The 12,368-nt window shown below is 59.5% G+C and carries 10 protein-coding genes; 6 read left to right on the plus strand and 4 right to left on the minus strand.

Features of this window, described 5'->3' with window-relative positions:
* Positions 1 to 92: 92 nt before the first annotated feature.
* Positions 93 to 458: a YkgJ family cysteine cluster protein gene (locus ACYZT6_RS04640; RefSeq protein ID WP_462025916.1), complete on the minus strand. Its 366-nt coding sequence runs from the start codon at positions 456 to 458 to the stop codon at positions 93 to 95.
* Positions 459 to 816: 358 nt separating this feature from the next.
* Between ACYZT6_RS04640 and ACYZT6_RS04645 the strand changes: the two genes are divergently transcribed.
* On the plus strand, positions 817 to 2,166 hold the full coding sequence (locus ACYZT6_RS04645) for a spinster family MFS transporter (RefSeq protein WP_462025917.1): 1,350 nt from the start codon (positions 817 to 819) through the stop codon (positions 2,164 to 2,166).
* Between the two features lie 173 nt (positions 2,167 to 2,339).
* Here ACYZT6_RS04645 and rapA read toward each other — a convergent pair whose 3' ends face one another.
* Positions 2,340 to 5,186, minus strand: coding sequence for an RNA polymerase-associated protein RapA (rapA, locus tag ACYZT6_RS04650; RefSeq protein WP_462025918.1), 2,847 nt, complete (start codon positions 5,184 to 5,186; stop codon positions 2,340 to 2,342).
* Positions 5,187 to 5,404: 218 nt separating this feature from the next.
* Between rapA and ACYZT6_RS04655 the strand changes: the two genes are divergently transcribed.
* The 3 genes from ACYZT6_RS04655 (at position 5,405) to ccoM (ending at position 6,238) form a co-directional block, all read left to right on the plus strand.
* Complete coding sequence (locus ACYZT6_RS04655; protein ID WP_403098763.1) at positions 5,405 to 5,746, plus strand: aspartate-semialdehyde dehydrogenase; 342 nt, start codon at positions 5,405 to 5,407, stop codon at positions 5,744 to 5,746.
* Between the two features lie 72 nt (positions 5,747 to 5,818).
* Positions 5,819 to 5,980 (plus strand): hypothetical protein, encoded by a 162-nt coding sequence (locus ACYZT6_RS04660; protein ID WP_007935839.1) that lies wholly within the window; start codon positions 5,819 to 5,821, stop codon positions 5,978 to 5,980.
* Positions 5,981 to 6,124: 144 nt separating this feature from the next.
* The gene (ccoM, locus tag ACYZT6_RS04665; protein WP_010462558.1) at positions 6,125 to 6,238 is read left to right on the plus strand and encodes a cytochrome c oxidase subunit CcoM; all 114 of its coding nucleotides are present in this window, start codon (positions 6,125 to 6,127) and stop codon (positions 6,236 to 6,238) included.
* 787 nt (positions 6,239 to 7,025) lie between these two features.
* Here ccoM and ACYZT6_RS04670 read toward each other — a convergent pair.
* Positions 7,026 to 8,501 carry an inorganic phosphate transporter gene (locus ACYZT6_RS04670; protein WP_462025919.1) on the minus strand — a complete coding sequence of 492 codons (1,476 nt, stop codon included), beginning with the start codon at positions 8,499 to 8,501 and terminating at the stop codon, positions 7,026 to 7,028.
* 377 nt (positions 8,502 to 8,878) lie between these two features.
* A complete protein-coding gene (locus ACYZT6_RS04675) occupies positions 8,879 to 9,079 on the minus strand; it encodes a hypothetical protein (protein ID WP_007935837.1) in 201 nt (66 codons plus the stop codon).
* 688 nt (positions 9,080 to 9,767) lie between these two features.
* Here ACYZT6_RS04675 and pcaR point away from each other — a divergent pair.
* Together pcaR and ACYZT6_RS04685 are read left to right on the plus strand one after the other, a co-directional pair.
* Entirely contained in the window at positions 9,768 to 10,610 is an 843-nt protein-coding gene (gene pcaR / locus ACYZT6_RS04680) for a pca regulon transcriptional regulator PcaR (RefSeq protein WP_010462552.1), read from the plus strand.
* Positions 10,611 to 10,738: 128 nt separating this feature from the next.
* On the plus strand, positions 10,739 to 12,085 hold the full coding sequence (locus ACYZT6_RS04685; protein WP_462025920.1) for an aromatic acid/H+ symport family MFS transporter: 1,347 nt from the start codon (positions 10,739 to 10,741) through the stop codon (positions 12,083 to 12,085).
* Positions 12,086 to 12,368: the final 283 nt, after the last annotated feature.

A 12,368-nucleotide genomic window follows, 5' to 3' on the forward strand; every position in this document is an offset into this window, starting at 1 on the left:
GGCGAATGTGTTGGAGTATAGAGGTCATACAAAGAGTGCAAACGGTAGTGGCACATTGCTGCTTATAATTTTGCAATTACGTGTGCAGAGCCTTAGGCGATCTGCTCATAAGGGAACTCGAATTCCGGTTGCAGGGCCGGCAGCCCGAACGCTGCCCGTGCCGCATCGCAATCCACGTTAGCCTCGCCATTGGCCCAGGAGGCGTCGAACTCACGGCAGGTGCTGGAGCGCTTGTCGTAAATCGAGCACTGAACCGTGCTGCCGACTTCGCCGACCAGCCCGACACAGCGAGTGGGTTTGCAGTCGGTGCCCAGCATGGCCACCCGGCTGGGGCTGATGGGCGCGACAAGGTCGTCAGGCACCGTTCCCCCGGCCGAGGTGCATTCACCCCAGAAAAAAGACACGCGAAAATGAGAACAGCAGGCACCGCAATTCAGACACGGACTGGCTTCGGACATGGGCGATAATCAAAGGAGGGATGGGGGACACGGTGGGGCAGACAAGGCCGCTATTCTAGGCTTCGCGCTGGACTTGGGAAGGGGGCGCAAAAGTATTTTTTATGCGACCAATGGCAAGAAATACCAGCCTTGCAAAATCCCTTGTGGGAGCTAGCCTGCTAGCGATTGCAGTGTGTCATGCACCGATGATGTCGACTGACACTCCGTCATCGCTAGCAGGCTAGCTCCCACAGGTGGGGCGTTGCGCCATGGGTTGGTATCAGCATTACGAATAATTACAGACAGCTCCGACGGACCTGACTAGATTGAAAGTTCCGGGGACAGCGAGGCCCCAATAACAATAAAAGAGACGGACCCCATGCAGAACTCGACCCAAGCGGCGAATGCCTGGCGCATTCTGTTCCTGCTGTTCCTGGCCAACCTGTTCAACTTCTTCGATCGCACCATCCCGGCCATCATCATCGAACCGATCCGCATGGAATGGCACCTCAGCGACTTTCAGCTGGGCATCATCGGTACTGCATTCACCATCGTTTATGCGATTGCCGGCCTGCCGCTGGGGCGAATGGCCGATACCGGTTCGCGCAGCAAACTGATGGGCTGGGGCCTGGCAGCGTGGAGCGGCCTGACGGCGGTCAACGGGCTGGTGGGCAATTTCTGGGCGTTCCTGATCGTGCGCATGGGCGTCGGCATTGGCGAAGCCAGTTACGCACCGGCGGCCAACTCGCTGATCGGCGATCTGTTTCCGGCTCACCGTCGCGCGCGGGCAATGGGCATTTTCATGCTCGGCCTGCCGCTGGGGCTGCTGCTGGCGTTCTTCACCATTGGCGCCATGGTCAAGGCTTTCGACAGCTGGCGTGCGCCGTTCTTCATTGCGGCGGTGCCGGGGCTGATCCTGGCGATTTTCATGTTCTACATCAAGGAGCCGAAGCGCGGCGCCGCGGAGAGCGTGCAAGTCTCCCAGGAACGCGTCGACCGGCCGATCCGTCGCGTGTTGGCGGTGCCGACCTTCCTGTGGCTGGTGATGGCGGGGCTGTGCTTCAACTTTGCCACCTATGCCTGCAACTCGTTTCTGGTGCCGATGCTGCAGCGCTACTTCCTGATGCCGTTGCAGGAAGCCGCGGTGGCGACCGGGGTAATCGTCGGCGTGACCGGGTTGTTCGGGTTGACGCTCGGTGGCTGGGTCGCCGACAAGATTCACCAGCGGGTGGCCAATGGGCGACTGCTGTTTGCCGCGTTCAGCCTGATCATCTCGACCGTGTGCACCGCGTGGGCGCTGCATGCCGGGCGGATCGAGATAGGGGTATTCGTCGCGATATTCAGTGTGGGATGGCTGTTCGCTTACAACTTCTATACCTGCGTTTACACGGCGATTCAGGACGTGGTTGAACCGCGCTTGCGCGCCACGGCGATGGCGCTGTTCTTTGCCGGGTTGTACTTGCTGGGCGGCGGGTTGGGGCCGGTGGTGGTGGGCGGTTTGTCCGACCACTTTGCGCATACGGCCATGGCCGCCGCGGGCGTCGAGCAGATGACCGAGGCGTTTAAGGCGGTCGGGTTGCATGACGCGATGTATCTGATCCCGGTGGCGCTGTTTTTCACCATGGTATTTCTGTTTTTGGCTTCGCGGTGTTTTGTTCGGGATGCCAAGCGGATGAAGGACGGGTTGGTCGCTGTGGGTGAACCTGATGTTGCAGTGGCGACTGCATAATCGCTATCGCCAGCAGGCTGGCTCCCACATTGGATCTACAGCGTTAACAAATCCCCTGTGGGAGCTAGCCTGCTAGCGATGCGGCCATCAGCATCACTGCATCAAATTTCAGGCAATAAAAAAGGCCCGCGTCACTGCGGGCCTTCTTGTTTTCAGCGGTGGAGCAGGGCGGTTTAACCCGCCACCAACACCCGAATCGCTTCCAGTCGCAGCGCAGCCTTGTCGAGCATGGCCAGGCCTTGTTCGCGTTGCTTGCGCAGTGCGACCAGCTCACTGTCACGCACGGTCGGATTGACCGCTTGCAACGCGGTCAGGCGCGCCAGTTCTTCGTCGGTATCGGCCGCCAGACGACGTTGCGCTTCGGCAACCCGCTCGGCGTGGCGCGGGAAGATTTTTTCTTCGCCCGCGTTGATCCGTGGCGTCAGCTGATCGCGCTGGGCCTGGATGAACTTGTTGGCGCTGGCACGGGGCACGCTTTCCAGTTGGTCGTTCAAGGTCTCGAACGACACCCGGGCCGACAAGTCATTGCCATTGGTGTCGAGCAGGCAGCGCAGGGCGGCCGGCGGCAGGTAACGGCCCAATTGCAGTGAGCGCGGCGCAACCACTTCGCTGACGTAGAGCAGTTCCAGCAACACGGTGCCAGGTTTCAGCGCCTTGTTCTTGATCAGCGCTACGGCGGTGTTGCCCATGGAACCGGACAGCACCAGGTCCATGCCGCCCTGCACCATCGGGTGCTCCCAGGTGATGAACTGCATGTCTTCGCGAGACAGCGCCTGGTTACGGTCGTAAGTGATGGTCACGCCTTCGTCGTCGCCCAGCGGGAAGCTGGCGTCGAGCATTTTTTCGCTCGGCTTGAGGATCAGGGCGTTTTCCGAATGGTCTTCGCTGTCGATACCGAAGGCGTCGAACAGGGTTTCCATGTAGATCGGCAGGGCAAACTGATCGTCTTGCTCAAAGATGTCCTCGACCAGCGCATCACCTTCGCCAGCGCCGCCGGAGTTGAGCTCCAGCAAACGGTCACGGCCGGTGTGCAACTCGGCTTCCAGACGCTCACGCTCGGCGCGGGCCTCGTCGATCAGCGCTTGCCACTCGCCATCGTCGGCATTTTCCAGCAGCGGCAGCAGGCGCGGGCCGAACTGATGCTGCAAGGCGTTGCCGGTCGGGCAGGTGTTGAGGAACGCGTTCAGCGCTTCGTGGTACCACTGGAACAGGCGCTCTTGCGGGCTGGTTTCCAGGTACGGCACGTGCAGTTCGATGATGTGCTTCTGGCCGATCCGGTCCAGACGACCGATACGCTGCTCCAGCAGGTCCGGGTGCGATGGCAGATCGAACAGCACCAGGTGGTGCGAGAACTGGAAGTTGCGACCTTCACTGCCGATTTCCGAGCAGATCAGAACCTGCGCACCGAACTCTTCGTCGGCGAAATAAGCGGCAGCGCGGTCACGCTCAAGGATGTTCATGCCTTCGTGGAACACCGTGGCCGGAATCCCGGAACGCACGCGCAGGGCGTCTTCCAGGTCCATGGCAGTTTCGGCGTGGGCGCAGATCACCAGCACTTTGGTGCGCTTGAGCATCTTCAGTTGATCGATCAGCCATTCGACGCGCGGGTCGAATTTCCACCAGCGTTCTTCTTCGTTGGCGTCCGGCTGGGCCTGGAAGCTGACTTCCGGGTACAGCTCGGCATGATCGCCCAGCGGCAGTTCAAGGTATTCGTCCGGGCACGGCAACGGATACGGATGCAGTTTGCGCTCCGGGAAACCCTGCACGGCGGCGCGGGTGTTTCGAAACAGCACGCGGCCGGTGCCGTGGCGGTCCAGCAGTTCGCGGACCAGGCGGGCGCTGGCTTCGATATCGCCATCGTTAACTGCCGCCAGCAAGGCTTCGCCTTCGTTGCCGAGGAAACCGTGAATGGTCTTGTGCGCTTCGGGCGACAGGCGCCCCTTGTCCAGCAGCTCCTGAACGGCTTCAGCTACCGGGCGATAGTTTTCGCTCTCGGCACGGAAGGCGTGCAGGTCATGGAAACGGTTCGGGTCAAGCAGGCGCAGACGCGCGAAGTGGCTGTCCTGGCCCAGTTGTTCCGGGGTGGCGGTCAGCAGCAACACGCCGGGAATGACTTCGGCAAGTTGCTCGACGAGCGAGTATTCGGGGCTGGCCTTTTCTTCGTGCCACACCAGGTGATGCGCTTCGTCGACGACCAGCAGGTCCCAGCCGGCAGCGAACAGCGCGTCCTGGGCTTTCTCGTCGCCCACCAGCCACTCAAGTGCAACCAGCGCAAGCTGGGTGTCTTCGAACGGGTTGGCGGCATCGCTTTCGATGAAGCGTTCTTCGTCGAACAGCGCGACTTGCAGGTTGAAGCGGCGGCGCATCTCGACCAGCCACTGGTGCTGCAGGTTCTCCGGCACCAGGATCAGCACGCGGTTGGCGCGGCCCGACAGCAGTTGGCGGTGGATCACCAGGCCGGCTTCGATGGTTTTACCCAGGCCCACTTCGTCCGCCAGCAGAACCCGCGGCGCAATGCGGTCGGCGACTTCACGGGCGATGTGCAGCTGGTGCGCAATCGGCTGCGCACGCACGCCGCCCAGGCCCCAGAGCGAGGATTGCAACTGGCGGCTGGTGTGTTCCAGGGTGTTGTAGCGCAGGGAGAACCAGGCCAGTGGGTCGATCTGCCCGGCGAACAAACGGTCGCTGGCCAGTCGGAACTGAATGAAGTTCGACAGCTGGGTTTCCGGCAGGGTGACCACTTCGTTCTGCGCGTTGAGGCCGTGGTAGACCAGCAGGCCGTCGACGTCATCGACTTCCTGGACGGTCAGTTTCCAGCCTTCGAAGTGAGTGATCGAGTCACCCGGCGAAAATCGCACGCGGGTGAGGGGCGCATTCCGTAGCGCGTACTGGCGAGTCTCGCCAGTGGCCGGATAGAGCACGGTCAACAAGCGGCCGTCCTGTGCCAGAACGGTGCCTAAACCCAGCTCGGCTTCGCTGTCACTGATCCAGCGTTGCCCCGGTTGATACTGCTGCGCCATGCTGCCTGACTCCCACCTTGAAAAAGCGGGCTATCTTAACGGAATGAGGGCTTCAGGGCCAAAGGACTCTCATAAAAACTCGCAGTCTTACGTTAGCCCAGCGATGCGATGCTTGCCGGCTGGGGCACCAATCGGTGCCAAACCGGTCACAGTTTGCGACCGATGGCTCAAGTCGCCATCCCCGCAGCCGACAGCCTGCTGACAGGAGACTGATAATTATGCTGCCACCGATGCTCCCCTTGAGTGCCGTGCCGATCACTTCACAGCAGGACCCGATCCGCCAGCGCCCGGACATTCCGCCTGTGGTGCCGGTGCAGGAAAGCTCCAACGAAAGCACCATCGACCTGCAACAGCGTGATCCCGAGGAAGCCGCTTTTCAGCTGCGCGAGGAACAGCGTCGCAAGCAGGAGCGGGAACGGCGTCGCCGTGAAGCCGATGAAGATCCGGAGGAGCATCTGGCGGTTCCGGGCGTCGAGCTCAATGCCGACAATACCGTGCCGGTGGCACCGTTGATGGAAGATCAGCCGCGCCAGGGGCTGTGGGTCGATATCCAGATTTGAGGTTGTGGCTGGTCAGCGCTGCTGCGAGACCGCATTATTGCTAAAACCCTGCCATACGATGTACTGAGCACCATGAGCCAAGATGACAAGCTGATTGACCTTAACTCTGAACGCGCCAAACGGGTTCATGACCTTAATGAAAAGCGTCTGAATGAAGTGCGTCAGGCGTTTGAGCAGGCGATGCCGCTGGGTAAAGCCAAGAAGAAGCCGAAGAACAAGCCGAAAAAGCGCTGAAACACCCTGCATCCTTTGATGCAGGTCAGTTATTCCCCCTCCTTTACGCCCTGTCTCGGGCGACATTGATCCCGGTCAATTTTCTCTTCTGCCTGATTGGTTAACTTAGTCCTATCGCAACAGGGCAAGTGCAGGAGAGCCGTCATGTTTTTCGATAACGTGGTGATCGCCGGAGTGCTGACAGTCGGCCTCATGGTTCTGTTTTTCGCAGGGTTCGGATTTTTTATCTGGAAGGATTCGCATAAGCGTAAACCGTAGTTCTTTCTGGATGTAATGAGCACGCAAGGCATTTTGGGCAACTTCGGTTGCCCTTTTTTTTGCCTGCGCTTTTTACTGATGTACACCGTCGAACTGTAGGAGTGAGCCTGCTCGCGATGGCGGCCTGGTAGCCGACCATGTTCTTTCAGGTTTACATATCCATTCCTGCGGTAACGGCTGCTTATGGTTTCGCTCTTACAGCGAGTCACTTTTTCAAACGACAAAAAGTAACCAAAAGTCTTCGCCCCAGCGTCCGGCCCCTCGCCTAGGCTCGGCGTTCCTTCGCTCCGGCATTCATCTGGGGGCATCGCCTCCGGTCGGCTTCGCTTCGACCTCCTCTCGATGTGTGCGGCTTCGCCGCACGGCGCTACGCGCCCACCCCCCAGATGAACGCCTCCACTCAGCCTCCCGACGGGGCGGGCAGATCAAAATCAAAAGCCAGATCAAGAGCTGCAGGCGAGCTAACGCTCGGCCTATTGAGTGGTGAGAAGCGAACGGTGTACACCGATCCACTGTGGGAGCGAGCTTGCTCGCGATGGCGGCCTGACAGCCGACCAGTCTCTTGCAGGCACACATCATTCATTGTGGGAGCTGGCTTGCCTGCGATGGCGGCCTGCCAGCCGACCAGTCTCTTGCGGGTAAACCTCATTCCACTGTGGGAGCGAGCCTGCTCGCGATAGCGTCCACATGGCCAACCCATCTCTTTCATTAGACCGGGAGTGCCGAAATGCCGGCCATAAAAAAGGCGCGAACCTCACGGAGCGCGCCTTTTTATCGCAGCGATGTATCAGCTACCCAGTGCCTTCGACGCCAGCCAGAACAGGCCGGCCGACAGGGTCACAGTCGCTGGCAGGGTCAGGACCCAGGCCAACAGGATGGTTCTGACGGTGCCGCCTTGCAGGCCGCTTTTGTTGGCGACCATGGTGCCGGCCACGCCTGAGGACAGGACGTGGGTGGTGGAAACCGGGAGGCTGAAGATGTTGGCCAGGCCGATCAGGCTCGCCGTAGTGATCTGTGCCGACATGCCTTGGGAGTAAGTCATGCCCTGCTTGCCGATTTTCTCGCCGATGGTCAGTACCACGCGTTTCCAGCCGACCATGGTGCCCAGGCCGAGGGCCAGGGCGACCGCCAGGATCACCCAGAACGGGGCGTATTCGGTGGTGGTGGTCAGGTCTTTGCGCAGCTTGTTCAGGTCAGCCTTTTCACGGGCAGCGAGGCCAGGCAGCTTACCGACTTTCTTCGCCGTGTCGTCCAGGCAGAGCAGGTAGCGACGTACTTCGATGCGGCTATCCGGCGTCAGCGAGTGGTAATCCGCAACACCTTTAAGGGTGCCGAGGAGGGCGGTGATAGTCGGTTCGGTCTGTTGCGGGTTGCAACGGAATTTCTCCGGCAGATCGCCTTCCACGCTTTTGCCCAGGGCCAGGTATTCGCCCAGGGTGTCGGCATTGCGCTTGTAGAACTGGCTCAGGTGCAAGGTCGCATCGCGAGTCCGTTCGATCTGGTAAGTCGTGCTGCCCAGGTCGAGCACGAACTGCGCCGGCACGATACCGATCAGCACCAGCATGATCAGGCCGATACCTTTCTGGCCATCGTTGGAGCCGTGCACAAAGCTCACGGCCATCGCCGAAATCACCAGCACCAAGCGGTTCCAGAACGGCGGGTGTTTCTTGTCATCGATCTTGCGGCGCTGTTCCGGCGTCTTGTGCATCTTCGACAGCGGACGCCACCATTTAAGGCCGATCAATATCAGGGCTGCGACCAGGAAACCCGCCATCGGCGAGAACACCAGGGAGGCTCCGATATCGATCGCTTTCTGCCAGTTCACACCATCGGCCAACGGAATTTCGTTGATCAACGCGTTGGCCAAGCCAACACCGAGGATCGAACCGATCAGCGTATGGGAGCTGGAAGCCGGGATACCGAAGTACCAGGTGCCCAGGTTCCAGGTGATGGCGGCGGCGAGCAGCGAGAACACCATGGCCAGTCCGTGACCGGTGTTCACATTGATCAGCAGCTCTACCGGCAGCAGGTGAACGATGGCATACGCCACGCCGACACCGCCCAGCAGCACGCCGAGGAAGTTGAACACACCGGAAAAGAACACCGCCAGATGAGGCGGCATGGCTTTGGTGTAGATAACGGTGGCCACCGCGTTAGCGGTGTCATGAAAGCCGTTGATGAACTCGAAGGCGAGGACAAAGGCCAGGGCGAGCAAGAGGCTCACAAGCACCCAAGCATCCAGTCCGCTGAATAAATCGATCATGAAGGTTTTCTGACCCGGTCGTAAGGGGGCGCGATTATGCCAGAAAAGACTGCTAATCGATGCACTAGGTGCTCATCGGTAACATTCTTCAACGAATTAGTTTGTGACGATAGCCTATCCCCCAGCTTTTCACCGGGTTTCGCAAGTCATTGAATTCAGATGAAAAGGCCGCAGCCACAAGGGTTTCTCTCGTGAGGTCGAGAGGCTTTAACGCTTGTGTGAAATATCTGAGAAGAGGGTCAGGCATGTGCCATTAGCCTCATCCATAGGGTTAGGTGGCCGCTGCCCGCTTGTAGCGGGCGCGAAAGGCATCATCAGAACACCCCGCTTTTAGCAGGTGCCGATGCAGACCCTTGAAAGGATTCAGGCCGGGGTGATCATGGCTCTTCGGCTTTGAGTTCCTTTTCCATCTTCTGCAATTCCTGGGTGAATGCCTGATCCTGAACGGTGGCGCGTTTACGCCAAGGCTTGCGTTCGGGTTCGGGCTGAGCGGCGTAGGTGGTGACTTCCCCGCCGTAAACTTCCTTGTAACGTTGTTCCTGGCGCTCAAGTTCCGCGCGCAGTTCGTCTTTCGTCACAGTGCTACCTGTATGAGTTGAGATAAATTCTGGTGAAACGCGCTGCATGGATCCATTGACCACACTCGTCGAAAGGACAATGCCCGACAAAGGCATCGTTTTTTACGGCGTGCGAACAATACTTCCATGTTGCAGGCGGCCACGGCACCAGAGAAAAACAGCTGACGTAGCATCAGTTACCTGTTTCAGCGAGCGCGCTGGCGGAGCATATGAAATGAGCGTCAAGCGCTTGCTGCAGACAGCGACGATAGAATACCGGGCTGCCGAATAGTGGAATCGGCACGTAAAAACCGCTTCGCCACTGAGGTGCATTATAGCGGTCGATCCGAAGAACACTATCTCTTGAGAGTTAAAAGTAGTTCTACCTGTGTGATTGTTTTGTTACTCGTAACTTTCATCGGTAACTAGGGCTGCGATGATGTCACATTGCAACGATGTGTTTCTGACGCCATAAAGTCGAACAAGTTTACCCCCTTACATCGTTCCTTTAAGCCAGCGACCCAACAAGAATAAAAGCATGTAGCGGGCACTGTGAAAATCAGCACGGGCAGGTTGGCATTGCCCGTGGTGCCGATTGCGATTATCGGTCGATGGTTCGATAATCGCCCAATCTTGCGGCCTATGGCTTGTGCGCGGGACCCGATGCCGCTTGTAATAGCCGCTGATCCGTGTAGGAAAAGGACCTGATATGAACGATCAAATGCGCAATTCCTTCGCTTCAGTGGCGCCGCCGATCGTGGCCTCGCCCGCCAAGCGAATCCAGGCCCTGACCGGTGACCCGGATTTCATGACGTCCCTGGCCCGTGGCCTGGCGGTGGTTCAAGCGTTCCAGGAGCGCAAGCGACACCTGACCATTGCCCAGATCAGTCACCGCACCGAAATTCCCCGCGCCGCCGTGCGACGTTGCCTGCACACCCTGATCAAACTCGGCTACGCCACCACGGACGGTCGCACCTATTCGCTGCTGCCCAAAGTGCTGACGCTCGGCCATGCGTACCTGTCTTCGACGCCTTTGGCGGTGTCCGCCCAGCCGTATCTGGACCGCATGAGCGAGCAGCTTCACGAGGCCTGCAACATGGCCACGCTGGAGGGCGACGACATTTTGTACATCGCTCGCTCGGCGACCACCCAGCGCCTGATTTCCGTCGACCTGTCGGTGGGCGGGCGGTTGCCGGCGTATTGCACGTCCATGGGCAGGATTCTTCTCGCGGCACTGGACGACACTTCGCTGCGCGAATACCTCGACCATGCGGAGTTCCAGGCCAAGACCAGCCGAACCTTGCACACCCCCGAGGCGTTGCTCGAATGTTTACAGGAAGTGCGGCAACAAGGCTGGTGCATCGTCGATCAGGAACTGGAGCAAGGCCTGCGCTCGATTGCCGTGCCGGTGTACGACGCTTCCGGCCAAGTGGTGGCGGCGCTTAACGTCAGTACCCACGCCGGACGGGTCAGCCGCAACGAGCTGGAGCAACGTTTCTTGCCGGGCTTGCTGAGTGCCAGTCGCGACCTCAGCGCCCAGCTGTTCGCCTAAGCTGTTCGATAAACGCACAGAGTCGCGTTTATCGAATTGACGCTGTTTCCCCAGGTTCATTACTGTCGCGGCAGCGCCAGCCCAAGGCTGGCACCTGTCCGACTGCGTTCTTGCGTGGAATAAAAATAATGAACCAGCCTCAGTCTGCTGTAGGAAACTGCCTCGACGTGCAGTCCTTCATCAATGCTCAACCCATCTCGCGCTATCAGTGGCGAGTGGTGATCCTGTGTTTCCTGATTGTCTTCCTCGATGGCCTCGACACCGCGGCCATGGGCTTCATCGCGCCTGCCTTGTCGCAGGATTGGGGTATCGACCGCGCCAGTCTCGGCCCGGTGATGAGTGCGGCGCTGATCGGCATGGTCTTCGGCGCACTGGGCTCCGGCCCATTGGCTGACCGCTTTGGGCGAAAAGTCGTACTGGTCGGCGCGGTGCTGTTGTTCGGCGCTTTCAGCCTGGCATCGGCGTACAGCACCAACGTCGATCAATTGCTGGTGCTGCGCTTCCTCACCGGCCTGGGCCTTGGCGCCGGGATGCCGAACGCCACCACGCTGTTGTCGGAATACACCCCGGAGCGCAAAAAATCCCTGCTGGTGACCAGCATGTTCTGCGGCTTCAACCTCGGCATGGCCGGTGGCGGGTTTATTTCGGCCAAGCTGATTCCTGCCTTCGGCTGGCACAGTCTGCTGCTGATCGGCGGGATTCTGCCGTTGATCCTCGCCGTCGTATTGCTGTTCTGGCTGCCGGAATCGGCGCGCTATCTGGTCGTGCGCAACCGTGGCACCGACAAAGTGCGCAAGACCCTCGCGCCGATCGATCCGGTCGTCGTCGCTCAGGCGTCGAGCTTCAGCGTGCCGGAACAGAAAACCGTGAAGGCGCGCAATGTGTTCGCGGTGATCTTCTCTGGCACCTACAGCACCGGCACTTTGTTGTTGTGGCTGACCTACTTCATGGGTCTGGTGATCGTTTATCTGCTGACCAGTTGGCTGCCGACGCTGATGCGTGACAGCGGCGCGAGCATGGAGCAAGCGGCGTTCATTGGCGCGCTGTTCCAGTTTGGCGGGGTGTTGAGCGCAGTGGGCGTGGGCTGGGCGATGGACCGGTTCAATCCGCACAAGGTCATCGGCATTTTCTACTTGATGGCCGGGGTGTTTGCCTACGCGGTGGGGCAGAGCCTGGGCAACATCACGCTGTTGGCGACGTTGGTGCTGGTGGCGGGGATGTGCGTCAACGGTGCGCAATCGGCGATGCCTTCGCTGGCGGCGCGGTTTTATCCGACCCAAGGGCGCGCCACCGGGGTGTCGTGGATGCTGGGGATTGGCCGGTTCGGCGCGATTCTCGGGGCGTGGATGGGGGCAACGCTGCTGGGGTTGGGCTGGAACTTTGAGCAAGTGCTGACGGCGCTGGTGATTCCGGCGGCGTTGGCGACCACGGCGGTGGTGATCAAGGGCATGGTCAGTCATGCGGATGCGACCTGAGGGTAGGGTTCAGAATCTTCAGTGAATTTGATGGCCTCTTCGCGGGCAAGCCTCGCTCCTACAGGGTTTGTGCCGGGCACAAAATGGATGACCAACGCAAACCCTGTAGGAGCGAGGCTTGCCCGCGAAGCTTTTTGGATCGGTAGCGAGACAACAATCTGTTCGATAAACGAACACTCAGTCGATTATCGGATTGTTTGACGTTTTGCACAGGCTTAACCTTCAGGCATTCCGGCGCTGAACCTCGCGCCTTTTTCTACCACTGTCGGTTCATAACAAAACG

The organism is Pseudomonas sp. RT6P73, from assembly GCF_054897715.1.